The sequence below is a fragment of the Sphingomonas sp. R647 genome (assembly GCF_020177055.1).
In the GTDB taxonomy this organism is placed as follows: domain Bacteria; phylum Pseudomonadota; class Alphaproteobacteria; order Sphingomonadales; family Sphingomonadaceae; genus Sphingomonas.
The window spans coordinates 1-14162 of sequence record NZ_JAIQXT010000005.1 but is presented as its reverse complement, the minus strand read 5'-3'; the positions used below and the strand labels follow the sequence as shown (position 1 = coordinate 14162).

The window sequence follows — 14162 nt, the reverse complement described above, 5'->3', positions numbered from 1 at the left end:
GGTGGGGAGGGCGCGGCGACTCGGTTCATCGCGCGCGCGATTCGCTTCGTCCCTCCGCTGTGGACAAGTGTAGGTCTGCACCAGCGTTCGAGATGGGGGGCGCAGCGGGCCTTATCTGCCCGAGCCACCCGCCCACCGTTACGAGCAATCCGTCTTGCCATCCGCAAAATGGTAGTGATCAAGGAATGCGGACGTGAAGGACTGCACAAATTTCCCGTCGGCGTAGTCCTTCGCCGCGAAAAGCCCTTCATCGACAACATGGTGATAGACGGTCTTACCGACAGGATACCAAGTCAGCACCCCGCTCAGCCCGTGTCTCGCTATGTCAGCCGTCGCTTGCTCTACAGTTTCGTAGACCGCAGCCGCGAACCGCGCTCCGGCGCCGTGGAAGATGTAAACGCCATGAACTTTAGTCATCGCGGGTCTGCCATAGTCGCTCGAGTCCAAGCCGCACGCGAGCCTAGTCCAGCTCGACCATGCTCACCGAATAGCCCGCGGCCCGCAGCGCCGCCATCAGCCGGTCGAGATGCGCGCCATCGCGGGTCTCGCACTCGATGTCGGTGATGAGGCCCTTGGCCGGGAGCGAGGTGAACACGCGCTGGTGATACACCTCGATGATGTTGACGCCCTGTTCGTGGAAGATGCGGCTGACATGGAACAGCGCGCCGGGGCGATCCTGCAACCGGATGCGCAGCCGCGCGAGGCGGCCCGAGCGGGCCAGATCGCGCAGCAACACATTGGCGAGCAGCCGCGTGTCGATATTGCCGCCACACAGCACGATGCCGACCGTCTTGCCCGCGAACCGCTCGGGGTTCGACAGCAGCGCGGCAAGGCCCGCCGCGCCCGCGCCCTCGACCACGGTCTTTTCGATCTGCAGCAACAGGCTGACCGATTCCTCCAGCTTGCGCTCGCTGACCAGCACGATGTCGTCGACCAGCGCCTCGATCACCCGCGACGTGATCGCGCCGGGATCGCGAACCGCGATGCCCTCGGCCAGCGTGTCGCCGCCGATCGGCAGGTCTGTGCCCTTGATGCGGTTGTACATCGACGGGAACAGCTCGGCCTCGACCCCGACCACCTCGATCGGGCGATCCGCGGCCTTGGCGACCGTCGCCATGCCCGACGCCAGCCCGCCGCCGCCGATCGGGACGATCAGCGTGTCGATCTCGGGCACATCGGCCAGCATCTCTAGGGCCACGGTGCCCTGACCCGCCATGATGCGCGGATCATCGAACGGATGGACGAACGTATAGCCGTTCTTCGCCTCCAACTGGCGCGCATGGGCATAGGCTTCGTCGAAGGTCTCACCCTCCAGGATCACGCTCGCGCGATGCCCCTCGGTCTGGGTGACCTTCACCGTTGGCGTCGGCTTGGGCATCACGATCGTGACCGGGATGCCGAGGCGGTTGCCGTGATATGCCAGCCCCTGCGCATGGTTGCCGGCGGACGCCGCGATCACGCCCTTTGCGCGCGCGACATCGTCGAGCTGCAGTAGGGTATTGAGCGCCCCGCGCTCCTTATAGGCTGCGGTGAACTGGAGGTTCTCGAACTTGAGATAGACGGTCGCGCCGGTCAGGTCGGACAGCGTCTTGCTGTGCAAGGTCGGCGTGCGCACGATCGACCCGCCAATCCGCTCCGCCGCCATCTGCACATCGGCAAGGGCGAGGGGGAGGTCGGTGGGTGCGGGCACAGCCTGAGTTGCCATTATCGATACTTTCCTGGCTCCCGGTAACGCCGCCGGGCCGGTGGGCGCGCCCTAGACCATCTGGCGCGACGGGGGAACACCGCCTATTCGAATGTCCCGCCAAGGTCAGGTTTCCACCCGGCCGTCGCTTTCGGAGACCATTGTGCGCCTTTCCGCCTCGCTTGCCCTGATCGCCGCGCTGTTGCTTCCCGTTCCTGCTCTCGCCGACGCGCTGGTCGACAATGTCGATGGCATGACCCTGGACGAGCAGGGTGAGGTGGTGCGTTTCACGGGCATTGTGCTCTCGCCCGACGGCAAGGTCGTCAAGTTGCTCAAGCGCGGCGACAAGCGTCCCGAGCGTCCCGACTGGCGCGCGGACCTCAAGGGGCGGGTCGTCATCCCCGGCATGGTCGATGCGCACGGCCATGTCATGAATCTCGGCTTCCGCGCGCTCGCGCTCGACCTGTCGGCGACCCGTTCGCTGGCGGAGGCGCAGGATGCGATCCGCCGCTACGCCGCCGAGAATGCGACGCGGCGCTGGATCACCGGTGGCGGCTGGAACCAGGAAGTGTGGGGCCTTGGCCGCTTCCCGACAGCGGCGGAGCTCGATGCAGCGACCGGCGACACCCCGACCTGGCTGGTCCGCGCCGACGGTCATGCCGGCTGGGCGAATAGCGCGGCGCTGAAGGCGGCGGGCATCACCGCGGCAACCAAGTCGCCCAGCGGCGGCCGGATCGAACTGGTCGCGGGCAAGCCCGGCGGCGTGTTCGTCGACGCGGCGATGGAATTGATCGAAAAGGCGCTGCCCCAGCCCACCCCGCGCGACCGCAACGCGGCCTTCGTCAAGGCGCAGGAAATCCTGTTGTCGATGGGCGTCACCGCCAGCGCGGACATGGGTACCAGCGTGGATGACTGGCTGACCTATCGCCGCATGGGCGATCTTGGCCTGCTCCGGATGCGGATCATGTCTTATTCGGACGGCGTCGAAACCGCGCTGCGCATTGGCGGCAGCGGCCCGACGCCGTGGCTGTATGGCGACAAGCTGCGGATGGGCGGGATCAAGCTCTATACCGATGGCGCGCTCGGCTCGCGCGGGGCGTGGCTCAAGGCCCCGTATAGCGACGCGCCGGGCAATCGCGGGCTGCCCTTCCTCACCGATGCGCAATTGTCCAACCTGATCGTGCGCGGCGCGATGGACGGGTTTCAGTTCGCGATCCACGCGATCGGCGACCGCGCGAATGCCCAGGTTCTCGACGCGATCGCAGAGGTCAGCGACGCCTATAAGGGCGATCGGCGCTGGCGGATCGAGCATGCCCAGGTCATCGATCCCGCAGACCTCGCCCGCTTCGGCAAGCTCGGCGTGATCGCGTCGATGCAGCCGGTCCATCAGAGCAGCGACCGCACGATGGCCGAGGCGCGCGTCGGCGCGGCGCGGCTGGCGGGTGCCTATGCGTGGAAATCGATGCTGACCAATGGCACGCGGATCGCGTTCGGATCGGACTATCCGGTCGAAAGCCCCAATCCGTTCGAGGGCTGGGCGACCGGCTTCACTCGGCAGGACGCGCAGGGGCAGCCCTATGGCGGCTGGCGACCGGAGGAAGCGCTCACCCGCGAACGCACCTGGCGCGCCTTCACGCTCGATGGTGCCTATGCCGGCTTTGCAGAGACCAAGTTCGGCCATCTTGCGCCGGGTATGCGCGCGGACTTCATCGTCGTGGACCGCGATCCGCTGCTCGCTTCGCCGAGCGAGTTGCGCGCGACGGTGGTGATCGAAACCTGGGTCGGCGGCGAGCAGGTCTATCGCCGCGCGAGCAGCGACGCTTCAGGCGGGCGATAAACTAACGCGCCCAAAAACTTTCGGCCCGCCCATCCGGACCGCCACCACGAGGGAGTGGGTGGCAGGACGGAGAGCGGGCCGTCCGCGCTCCGGGAAGGACGCGCGAAAGGGGTTTGAGGCTACGCCGCCAGATGCAGCGGCGCCGCGGCGTGGCGTGCGCCCGTAACCGGCTGGAATGCGCTGGCATGCTCGGCGAGGCGATCAGCTTCGGTGCTCAGCGTCTGCGCCGCAGCGGAGGTCTGCTCGACCATCGCCGCATTCTGCTGGGTGGCGCTGTCGAGCGACTGGATCGCACCGGACACCTCGCTGATGGCATTCGCCTGCGACCGGCTGCCTTCCGCAACCGTGTCGAGCAGGCTGTTCACCTCCTCCACATCGGTGGCGATCCCGACCAGCGCGGAGTCGACGCGGCGCACGGCCTGGACCGCACCTTCGATATCGACCTGCGTCGCCGTCAGCTGCTCACGCGCCTGCTTGGATTCCTCCTCGGCGCGCATGGCGAGTGCGGACACGAGGTCGGCGACCACCGCGAACCCGCGACCCGCTTCGCCCGCGCGACCTGCTTCGACCGCAGCGTTCATGGCGAGAACGCGGGTCTGGAACGCGATCTTGTCGAGGCCCTCGATCACGTCGTCGATGCCCTTGGCGCTGTCGGAAACGCGGGTCATCGCCTGCATCGCCTCTTCAGCGACCGATCGGCCCGACACGACGGCACCATGGGCGCGGTCGGCACGGGTCACGGTGTCGCCCGCAGCGGCCGAGCTTGCCCGGACGCTGCCGTCGATCTGGGTGACGGCGGCGGCGGTTTCCTCGATCGACGCGGCGTTGCTCTCGGTGCGGCGCGCGAGGTCGTTGGTGGCGCTCGCAATTTCATTGGTGCCGGTGCGGATCGCATCGACGCTCTGACTGACCGCATAGACCAGGTTGCGCAGGCCCGCGACGGCGGAGTTATAGTCGTCGCGCAGTCCGCGATAGGCTGGCGCTACATCGGCATCGATGCTGTGCGAGACATCGCCGGCCGACAGGCGCTTGAGCGCGCCACTTAGCAGGTCGACGATCTTCTTCTGCTCGGCCTCGGCGGCCTGCTTGGCGATTTCGGCCTGATCCTTGGCAATCGCGGCGTCGCGGAAGACGTGGAGCGCGCGGCCCATGTCGCCAATTTCGTCGCGGCGCTCACCGGTCTCGGCCTCGACGGCATGGTCGCCTGCGGCAAGGCGGCCCATCTTGCCGACCATGTCAGCCACCGGCTTGGCGATCGAACGGTTGAGCAGGAAGGCAAGGCCAGCCGAAAGCGCCAGCATGACCGCGATGCCAAGGCCGAGCGTCCAATGGACGGCGGAGCGCAAATTCGCTTCCTCGGTATCGGCTGCCACAACGCGGTTCTTCTGGGCCGCATCAAGCGCCTTGATCGCGTCGCGGATACGGCTGAGCTGCTTCTTGCCCGCCAGTTCCTGCGCCTCGGCGCGGGTCGCGGGGTCGCGTGCCAGCGCGATCGTCGGCTCCAGCTTGTCCTTCTGCCACTCGGTGGTGGCTGCAGCATATTCGTCGATCATTCCGCCGAAATCATGCCCCTGCGAAACGGTGCGGATCTCTTCGACCGCCTCGGTCACTTTGTCGCGGTTCTCGACATAGGTCTCGTAAAAGGCGGGCTGACCGAGAATGGTGAAGCCGCGCACGGCGTTCATCTGTTCCAGGGTCAGATAGAGCAAAGTCTGGCTGGCGCGCGCGCCGGTATGGGCGTTCGCCTTTTCAGCCTGCGCCTTCTCAAGGCCGCTGATCGCGCTGACGATCAGCGCGCTCACACCGGCAAAGGTGAGGACAAGGACGAGGAAAGAGGCGGCAAGTTTGCGCCAGATTGGCCAGTTCTGCATCGGGTTCGAGCCTTTGGTTGTCACGGGCGGGGGCGCGACACTGCGCGCTCCCTGGTCCAGCCACTATAGACCCGCGGCACTCGTTCCGGTCGGACAAGGACATGGAATCGCCCTGTTACCGCGCGGCGGAACGCGCCCGGACGCAGCTTAATTCCTTGCTAACCATCAATATTGCCTGGCCGCGACCGGATCGGTCTGCGGCCTCCCAAAAAGCAAGGGCGGGACGCGCTGTGCGAACCGTCGCTGGGCCTGCGTCTAGGACCTGGCTGCAGAAGCGGCCACTCTTTCCAGAAGGAATATGATCATGGGTTTTTCCGTTAACACGAACACTGGCGCGATGGCGGCTCTTCAGAGCCTGAATCAGACCAACAAGTCCCTGTCCACGACCCAGAGCCGCATCAACACCGGCATGAACGTCGCGTCGACCAAGGACGATTCGGCCGCTTTCGCGGTTGCACAGACGCTTCGCGGCGATCTGGGCGGCCTGAAGTCGGTCGGCTCGTCGCTCAGCCGTGCAAAGAGCACGGTTGACGTCGCGGTTGCCGGCGCCGAGCAGATCTCCGACATCGTCAATCAGATGAAGGCGAAGGCGATCGAAGCTTCGGACGCGGGTCTGGACGCCGCAAGCCGTACCTCGCTTGCAGCAGATTTCGATGGGCTCAAGGAGCAGATCGAAACCGTCATTGAATCGAGCGAATTCAATGGCACCAATCTGCTGAAGGCGGCGAGCGGCTCGGTGAGCGCGCTTCAGTCGACCGATATGGCCGCTGACACGCTCGACGTTGCGAACCAGGACTTCACTGCGGTCGTGACCGCAATCGGCACCACCTTCACCTCGGCCGCCACGGCAGAGACGATGGTGGGCACTCTCGAGACCCAGGCCACTGCCATCAACACCAAGATGAGCACCCTGGGCGCTGCCTCGCGTAAGATCGAGGGCCAGCAGTCGTTCGTCAGCAAGCTGTCGGACGTGATCGAGAGCGGCATCGGCAACCTTGTCGACGCCGACCTGGCGAAGGAATCGGCCAAGCTCCAGGCACTGCAGGTCAAGCAGCAGCTCGGCGTGCAGGCGCTGTCGATTGCCAACCAGGCGCCGCAGACGATCACGTCGCTGTTCCGTTAATTTCATCTACCCTGACAAAGGCGGGTCGGGACGCGCAAGCGTTCCGGCCCGTTTTTTTGTGCTCTTCTGTTCGGCTTCGCCGAATTGCGGCACCTGCCCGCTCCCCCACCCGGCCACCCACAAGGTATCTTCGATGGGTGGCCGGGTGGGGGAGCGGGCAGGTGCCGCCAGCGCGTAAGCGCTAAAAAATGCAGTGAATTTTACCGGAGCCGCACCCGTGGAACGGTTGACGTATCTATAACAATGGCATGGTAACCAGCGCCCCCCGCATCCGAGAAATCATCGACGCCACCGGCATCCGATTGCGCGTCGCGATCGAAACCGGCGCGCGCGGCACATCGGTCTGGCTCAGCCGACCCGACATCGACGCCGAAGTGCGGCTCGACGTACATGGCGCGGACTTGCTCTGCGGCTATCTCGTCGCTGCCCGGCTGGCGGGGCGGCAGCAGCTTCCCGACGAAACCTCGCTCGGCCCGCTCGCGGCGATCTTCAGCCTCTCCCACGATCCGGTCGTGCGGATCGAGGTGCGCCGCCACCTTCTCGACGACGCGATGCTGACGATTCCCGCGACCATGTGGGACCGGCTCTATGCCGAATTGTGCATCGTCGGGGCGCATGCCCGCGCCTTGGGAAGCATCTCCGCGGCCAGTGCAGCCGCCTAGTAAAACTACAATAGGTAATCGCGCAGTATTTCGCTCTGGCACCGAAACGGCCATTTGGTGAGGCGAGATACGGGCGCTCGAAAGCAGGGAACGAGCATAATGGATCCACGCGAAACACATATGCTGAAGAACGACCCCGACCGCCGAGTCTGGGGCGTGGGCCCTCAGCCCGAGTTCCGCGTGAGCGTCACGCTCACCCTGTCGGACGCGGATCGGCTGTGGAACGCAGCGCGCGAGCGGCTGCTGGCCGCACCGGGCGCCAGCGAAGAGATGATCGAGGAAACGATCGGCCCGGCCGAAGCGCCGCAGCTCGCCGATTGCGTTGCCTTGCTGTGCGCGCCGGCGCTGGTGCCGGGCTGCTCGGTCGACGACTTTTGGGTCGATGCCATGCCCGGCCTGCCCAGCCAGGACGCAATCGCGGCCTGACATGAAATAAGGGGCGCGCCACTGGCACGCCCCTCACAAGATCCCCCGAAGAAGGGGCCGGCGAGATCCCTCACGCCGGCCCCTTCGACGTTTTTGAGCAGGCTGCGGTACCAGCCCGCTCCCCCGCCCGGCCACCCATAGAATGCTTGCGCGAGTGGCCGGGCGGGGGAGCGGACCGCTACCGCAAATCCTTATCCCGCCACCGGGCCGTCATAGGGACGGCGTGCGTAATAGCCGAAGCCCGCGATGACCGCGTAGCACAGCGCCGGAAGCGCGAACGCGATCGCGAGGCTGCCGGTCGAGTCCGCAATCGCGCCGGTGGCGAGCGGAATGACCGCGCCGCCAAAGATCGCGATGTTGATGATCCCCGATCCATCCGCCGCACGGCTACCCAGCCGCTCCGACGCCAGCGCGAAGATCGTCGGGAACATGATCGAGTTCATCAGGCCGATCGCGAGCAGCGAATAGGCGGCGACCGTGCCGCTGGTGTTCGCCGAGATGATGATCAGCGCAACCGCACCGACCGCGACGCAGCCGAGCAGCTTGCCTGGGCTGATTACCCGCATCAGTGCCGAGCCAATGAAGCGGCCGACCATCGCGCCACCCCAGTAGATCGCGATCATCCAGCCCACGACCGATTCCGGCTGCCCCAGCACGCGCTCGAGCGCGAGGTAGTTGATGATCAGCGAGCCGATCGACACTTCCGCACCGACATACAGGAAAATGCACAGCGCGCCGAAGCCGAAGCGCGGACGCTTGACCAGATCGAGTCCGGCAAAGCCCTTGCTTGCCTCATGCCGCTCGCCCTTCAGACGGTTGCGGAACAGCCAGACCGCGATCGCGACCACCGCAAGCGCGGCAGCGATGCCCAGATAGCCGTTGACGATCGCCTGGCTCTCCGCGCTGCGATAGGCGGCCAGTTCGGCGCCCGACAGGTCAGCGGCCGTGACGCTGGCGATGCTGCCCAGGATCAGCGCTGCGCCGACCAGCGGGAAGATCGTCGTGCCGAGCGAGTTGAACGCCTGCGCAAAGGTGAGGCGGCTATGCGCCGTCTGCGGCTTGCCGAGCAGCGAGATCAGCGGGTTGGCGACGACCTGGACGATCACCACGCCGCTCGCCAGCACGAACAGCGCGCCGAGGAACAGGCCGTAGGTCGCGGTCTGTGCGGCCGGGATGAACAACAGGCAGCCGACGATCATGGTGACGAGGCCCGCCACCGCGCCGCGCATATAGCCGAGCTTCTTGACCAGCTTCGCGCCCGGAATGCCGACCACCAGATAGGCGGTGAAGAAGCAGAACTGGATCAGCATCGCCTGGGTGTAGTTGAGCGTAAACAGCTCCTTCAGCTTCGGGATCAGCACGTCGTTGAGCGACGTGATCCCGCCAAAGATGAAGAACAAGGCAAAGACGAAAACCTGAAGGTCGGGGGCGTTGACCCCTTGTGCGCCCGGATCGCCCGAATTCGGGTCGCTCGAGCTTATGTCCATGATGGGTGCGGCCAAGGCCCCTCTCCTGATAACGTTGTCAGCTGCGGGCGATGTTTAACGCCGCATCCGCGAAAGGCGAGGGGGAAAGTGCGCAGGGCATATAGCGAAGCGGGCAGGGGGGCGTTTGAGAGGGGCAACGCCGAACGGAACGGCGCGGTCGTTCCCGTAACGACTTCCCGTTGCGATCCGCCGGCGATGTCGGTAAGGCCGCGGGAGATCATCGCTGTCCCGCAGACACCCTCGGCTAGCGCCGAACGGGGCTCGCGTTGGGCACAATCTGGAGCGACCTGAATGGAAAAGCAGCACATTGAGCTTGAAGGCGTTACGGACGCGGTATTGTCGGACGTCGTTGCGCCGCGCTGGGTTGCGCCGCTCGAGTCGATGACGGTGTATTCGATCAACGAGTTTACCCAGACCGCCCTAAGTCCGGGCGACGATAGCTCGGGGATTTTCACCCAGTCTTGAGGTCGGGCGATAGCCTCGGCAGCGCTGATCGCGAACACAATCCTTAGCAGCAGATCATGAAAAATCGGCCGCGGTTGCCCTCCACCGACTATCTGGTTAAGATAAGTTCCGACTGATATGGAAGCCTATATCTGCACTCCGCGTCCGATGCAGCGGCTGAGCAATCTGGGGGGAATCTGAATGGAAAAGCAGCAGTTTGGCCAGGAAGCGGTGACCGATTCGGGTTCGTCGGACGCGCTCGCGCCGCGCTGGGTTGCGCCACTCCAGTCGATGACGGTGTATTCGATCAACGAGTTTACCCAGAACTTCTCGAATCCGGGTGACGATGGCTCGGGGATTTTGACCGGGTCTTGAGGGCTTGCTGGCCGCGTTGATTCTCGCAGATGAGTGATTTTCGCGGCTATCTTGCCTTTGCACCCGAAGAACTGACCCAAGCAGATCGTGCGCGCGCCGGAGCTGAATTCTTAAGCACCGTGCTCGCAAAGCCAAGGGTTTGGCGCGATGAGATTGCCGTGCTGGCGCACGCCCAGCGCGCCGTCACCACGGAAGATCGCGCCGAGCGCCAGCCGGTTCAGGATTCGGCTGGTCGAGTCATCCTGTTCGACGGATATTTGTTTGAGCCCTCCGCGATGGCGGCGGAGCTCGGCCTTCCCCCGCACACCCCGGATTCTCAGATCGCCGCGGCGTGGCTCGACCGCCATGGCTTCGCTTCACTTCACAGGCTCAAGGGCGACTACTGCGCCGCGCTATGGGATCCGCGCGAGCGGCGCGTGCACCTCATCGTCGCACCGATGGCGATGCGCATCGTCTATTGGCACGCACGACCCAAAGGGTTCTGGTTCGCGACCACGTTAAGCGCGCTCCACCAATTTCCCGGCGTCCCAAAGGCGCTCGATCCGCTCCAGCTCGCGCTTCAATTCACCGCATCGGTCGGCGATCCGGGCGATACGGTGTTCAAGGACGTCCGCCTCGTCCCACCGGGAACGCATCTCACCGCCGACGCGCGGGGCGTGCGCGAACGGCCATTCTGGCGCCTCGACCCGCGCCGTCGCGTGACCCTGCCGACGCCGCAAGCCTATGCCGAAGCGGCGCGCAGCCTGCTCGACCAGGCGGTTCAGCGCAAGCTGCGCAGCGCCCGGACGCCGGGGCTCCTGCTATCGGGCGGTCTTGATAGCTCGGCGGTTGCGGCGACCGCAGCGCGCCTGCTCGCCCCCGATTCCCTGTCCACCTACACGCTTGAGCCGCCACCCGGGCAGACGGTCGCCGCGCGTGAGGGGTGGTATGACCGCGAACGGCCCTATGTCGACGCGCTCGCGGCCCGTTATCCCAATCTCGACCCGCATTTTTGCCACTCCACCGAAGCCGCGTCGATCGAGACCGATCCCACCCCGTTTTTCGCTGCGGGCGGACGTCCTCAAATGAACGCCAATCATCTTGGCTGGTTCGATGCGGCCTACCGCGCCGTTCAGCGGAATGGCCACAGCGTGCTGCTGAACGGCGCGTCGGGCAATCTTACCCTCAGCTTCGACGGCCTGCGCGGCTTGGGCGATCTTGCCCGAACCGGACGACTGGATAAGTTGCTCCGGTTGCTTCCGGGTGCTGCCAGGTATCGCAATCGCACGCTCTGGGGCACCATCAAGGGGCAGGTTCTGCTTCCCGCGCTGCCGCCAAAACTGCGCGCTGCGCTGTGGCGGCGGCGGCATGACAGTCGCGACGCCTCCACCAAATTTGCCGCGATCCGCTCGGATTTCGCAGTCGATGTCGGACTGCGCGCGACGCTCGAGGCGCGGGGTGACGACGGGCTGTCTCTCTACACTACCGATAGCCGGAAGCTCATTGCGCACCTGATGGAGGGCCAGCGCGTCCGTGTTCTCGAAACGCTGCGGACTTTGCGTGCCTATTACGGATTCGAGATACGCGACCCGTTCGCCGATCCCGACCTTGCGGAATTTTGTCTGGCGATCCCACGCGAGCAATATCTGCTCGGTGGGATGGAGCGCAGTCTTGCCCGCCGGGCGCTTGCCGATCGATTGCCGGCGGCGCTGATTGCCGAGCGCGGCTATGGTCGGCAAAGTCCGGAATGGTTCACCCGGATCACCGCGCAACGCGACAGCTTCGCCGCCGAAATCGAACGCTTGAGCAACACCCCGTTGGCCGCCGAAATGCTCGATCTGCCCCGCCTGAAGCGCTTGATCGATGACTGGCCGCAGGATGCGGCTGCTGCAGAAGCCCGGCGGTTTGAGTTCGCACAGATGCTGCCCCGCGCCGTCCAGACCGGTCGCTTCATCCGCTGGAGCCAGGGCGGCAATCAGTAATCGGGGTCGAGATAACCGAGGCGCGCCATCGCCGGCCCGTGATCGGCTTTGATCCGGGCACATTGCGCGGGCGTCAGGCGGTCGCGCCAGCCCCCGACGCGCCCTTCGCCAAAGAACCGGTTCGGTCCCTCCGCTTCGACAAAGCCCCTCGCGGCTTCCTGCGCCCGTAACGTTTCCAGCGCCGTTGCGGCGACGGCAGCGTCGATCGCCGCCCGATCGACCTGAAAGCCCAGAACCGGCAGCAGTTCGGTCAACGCGGCGGCGGGATCGGCGCGCAACGCTTCATAGGACTGGACGTGGACCGGAAAGGGCAGGGCCCCAAGCCAGCTTTCGACATTCTGGCTCCAACTGCCCCAAAGTTGCGGCAATCGTGATGGTAGCTGATCGCGCGAACGATCCATGATCTTGTCGCGGGTCCCCATCATCGTGATCGCAGCATCGATGCTGCGGTCTGCGTGGCGGGCGAGCGACAGGGCGACATCGCGCGGGTCGCGGACCAGATAGACCGCCCCCAAGGAAAGATCGAACGGCCAGGCAATCATATGGGTTTTCAGATAGGCCGGATCGCGGCGGCCAAGCGCCCATTGCCGCAATACCGACGGCCACCATGCCAGAATTTCCCGATCGGTCAGATCCGATGCCGCAACACCGATCGCCTCGTCGAACACTGCGCGCGCGTTGATACTCCAGCCCTTGGGTGCCGCCGCATTGATATCGACCGCCGCCCCGCCCGCCGCATAGGACCGCAGCAACAGCCGCAGCCATGTGTTGCCCGATTTCGGGTAGGACGCGAGCCAGTATATCCCGCTCATTCGCGCGGCATCGCCCCGAGCGCGCTGACCTGTTCGACCAGCATGGGCAGGTCGGCAAGATGCTCGCTCCGCGCCACCTCCACGACCGGAACGGCTTCAACCAGCCGCGCCATGCCGTTGAAAATCAGCGGCTGGTAGCCGAGCGCCACGCCCAGCCGCCAGCGGTGAACCAGATCATAGCGCCGCAGCGCCTCAACCCCGACCAGGGGGCGCGGCGGTGGCAGATCCGGCGCCCGCTCGGTCCGCAGAAACACGATTTGCGAAGGGGGCAGGGCATCCGACTGGAACCGCTCCCGGGTCAGCGGAACATTGAACTTCTCCAATTCCGCGCGGCTATGTTCCAGGCCTTCGACCGGAAGCTGGAGCTGGCCTGCCGAATCGCGCCACAGCTTGACGCGCGGGAACGCGGAAAGAATCTTGAGGTCGTGTCCATCCTGCATCTCGAGCGCGCAGAGATCGTCGCTCAGCAGGCGATAACCCCGGGCGGACAGCGCTGCGGCCAATGTCGACTTTCCGGCGCCGGATACGCCCGACACCAGCAACGCGCGTCCATCAATATCCACCGCGCTGGCATGCAGCGGCAGCAGTCCGCGCTGAAAGCACAGGATCGCAAGCACTGTTCCGAGCAGGAACACCCTGATATCCGGGGCGTCTTCGGGCAAAATCGGCTGCACGATCACATGCGTGCCCGCTTCCACCCAATAATGTGCGACCGCCGGGATCGTCACCCGCACGCCCGTCGGACCAATCTGCACGGCGGGGCTGAAGCTCGGCCAGTCCGGGTCGGGCGCTGGCACGGCACCAACCTCGATGACGAGATCCGCTGCGCGCGCGTCACCCTGCCACGGTAAAAGCTCCGGGAGCAGCAGGGCGCTTTTCACCCGCCAGCCGAACAATCGATAATCGGTCATACGTCCCGTCAGCTTCCTTGAGGGAATCGATCTCACGTCTCTCGCCGTCTATACGATCCGCTCCGTCCATCCACCCGCGCCATGTGGATCGTGGAACCGCGAGGAAGAATTAGGAACGTCATGGTCACGCTTGATACGGTTATTGTTCGGAATGCCCGCTTCCTTGGCGCTGCGATGGGCGAGGAAACCGTGCTGATGAGCCTCGAAAGCGGTACCTATTTCGCCCTGAAGGTCACCAGCCGCGCGATCTGGGAACGGTTACGCGAACCTGTGCGGGTGCGGGACCTCTGCACTGACCTCGCCAACGCCTACCAGGCGCCACGGGACACGGTCGACAGCGATACGCTGGCGTTCCTCAACTACCTCGAAGCGCAGAATATGATCGAGCATTGCACCGGCTAACGGCGCCGCTCAGTGCGCGATTCGGCGGGTGATTCGATCATGGGATTGCTATGGCAGGTAGGTGTTGCTGGGGTGTAAACCGCAGTTTTCTGCGGGTTTGGGGTGTGGCGCAACAAAAATGCAAAAACCCTGTTGACCGAATCTGAAGCCGGGCATAGAAGCCACTC

At 65.1% G+C, this 14162-nt stretch carries 14 protein-coding genes; 8 read left to right on the top strand and 6 right to left on the bottom strand.

Going from position 1 to position 14162, the window contains the following annotated elements:
* Positions 1 to 138: 138 nt before the first annotated feature.
* Entirely contained in the window at positions 139 to 417 is a 279-nt protein-coding gene (locus K9B35_RS12875) for a hypothetical protein (protein WP_224922261.1), read from the bottom strand.
* Between the two features lie 43 nt (positions 418 to 460).
* The gene (locus K9B35_RS12870; protein ID WP_224922260.1) at positions 461 to 1705 is read right to left on the bottom strand and encodes a threonine ammonia-lyase; all 1245 of its coding nucleotides are present in this window, start codon (positions 1703 to 1705) and stop codon (positions 461 to 463) included.
* Between the two features lie 142 nt (positions 1706 to 1847).
* Here K9B35_RS12870 and K9B35_RS12865 point away from each other — a divergent pair, with 142 nt between their 5' ends.
* A complete protein-coding gene (locus K9B35_RS12865) occupies positions 1848 to 3521 on the top strand; it encodes an amidohydrolase (protein WP_224922259.1) in 1674 nt (557 codons plus the stop codon).
* Between the two features lie 119 nt (positions 3522 to 3640).
* On the opposite strand, the gene K9B35_RS12860 is transcribed toward K9B35_RS12865, so the two are convergent.
* Positions 3641 to 5416: a methyl-accepting chemotaxis protein gene (locus K9B35_RS12860; protein WP_224922258.1), complete on the bottom strand. Its 1776-nt coding sequence runs from the start codon at positions 5414 to 5416 to the stop codon at positions 3641 to 3643.
* A gap of 280 nt (positions 5417 to 5696) precedes the next feature.
* Between K9B35_RS12860 and K9B35_RS12855 the strand changes: the two genes are divergently transcribed.
* From K9B35_RS12855 to K9B35_RS12845, 3 genes are all read left to right on the top strand, one after another.
* Complete coding sequence (locus K9B35_RS12855; protein WP_224922257.1) at positions 5697 to 6515, top strand: flagellin; 819 nt, start codon at positions 5697 to 5699, stop codon at positions 6513 to 6515.
* Positions 6516 to 6763: 248 nt separating this feature from the next.
* Positions 6764 to 7177, top strand: a complete 414-nt coding sequence (locus K9B35_RS12850) for a hypothetical protein (RefSeq protein WP_224922256.1) — start codon at positions 6764 to 6766, stop codon at positions 7175 to 7177.
* Between the two features lie 120 nt (positions 7178 to 7297).
* Positions 7298 to 7603 carry a hypothetical protein gene (locus K9B35_RS12845; protein WP_224922255.1) on the top strand — a complete coding sequence of 102 codons (306 nt, stop codon included), beginning with the start codon at positions 7298 to 7300 and terminating at the stop codon, positions 7601 to 7603.
* A gap of 191 nt (positions 7604 to 7794) precedes the next feature.
* Here K9B35_RS12845 and K9B35_RS12840 read toward each other — a convergent pair whose 3' ends face one another.
* Positions 7795 to 9090 (bottom strand): sugar MFS transporter, encoded by a 1296-nt coding sequence (locus K9B35_RS12840; RefSeq protein ID WP_224922886.1) that lies wholly within the window; start codon positions 9088 to 9090, stop codon positions 7795 to 7797.
* A gap of 291 nt (positions 9091 to 9381) precedes the next feature.
* Between K9B35_RS12840 and K9B35_RS12835 the strand changes: the two genes are divergently transcribed.
* The 3 genes from K9B35_RS12835 to K9B35_RS12825 all read left to right on the top strand — a co-directional run bounded on the left by K9B35_RS12835 (position 9382) and on the right by K9B35_RS12825 (position 11870).
* A complete protein-coding gene (locus K9B35_RS12835; protein WP_224922254.1) occupies positions 9382 to 9555 on the top strand; it encodes a hypothetical protein in 174 nt (57 codons plus the stop codon).
* A 180-nt stretch (positions 9556 to 9735) separates the two neighbouring features.
* Positions 9736 to 9909: a hypothetical protein gene (locus K9B35_RS12830; protein ID WP_224922253.1), complete on the top strand. Its 174-nt coding sequence runs from the start codon at positions 9736 to 9738 to the stop codon at positions 9907 to 9909.
* A gap of 29 nt (positions 9910 to 9938) precedes the next feature.
* Positions 9939 to 11870 (top strand): asparagine synthetase B family protein, encoded by a 1932-nt coding sequence (locus K9B35_RS12825; protein WP_224922252.1) that lies wholly within the window; start codon positions 9939 to 9941, stop codon positions 11868 to 11870.
* Here K9B35_RS12825 and K9B35_RS12820 read toward each other — a convergent pair.
* On the bottom strand, positions 11864 to 12682 hold the full coding sequence (locus tag K9B35_RS12820; RefSeq protein ID WP_224922251.1) for a sulfotransferase domain-containing protein: 819 nt from the start codon (positions 12680 to 12682) through the stop codon (positions 11864 to 11866). The genes K9B35_RS12825 and K9B35_RS12820 overlap by 7 nt on opposite strands.
* Positions 12679 to 13578, bottom strand: a complete 900-nt coding sequence (locus K9B35_RS12815) for an HPr kinase/phosphorylase (RefSeq protein ID WP_224922250.1) — start codon at positions 13576 to 13578, stop codon at positions 12679 to 12681. The genes K9B35_RS12820 and K9B35_RS12815 overlap by 4 nt, the downstream gene beginning before the upstream one ends.
* A gap of 135 nt (positions 13579 to 13713) precedes the next feature.
* Between K9B35_RS12815 and K9B35_RS12810 the strand changes: the two genes are divergently transcribed.
* On the top strand, positions 13714 to 13995 hold the full coding sequence (locus tag K9B35_RS12810) for a PqqD family peptide modification chaperone (RefSeq protein WP_224922249.1): 282 nt from the start codon (positions 13714 to 13716) through the stop codon (positions 13993 to 13995).
* Positions 13996 to 14162 lie beyond the last annotated feature (167 nt).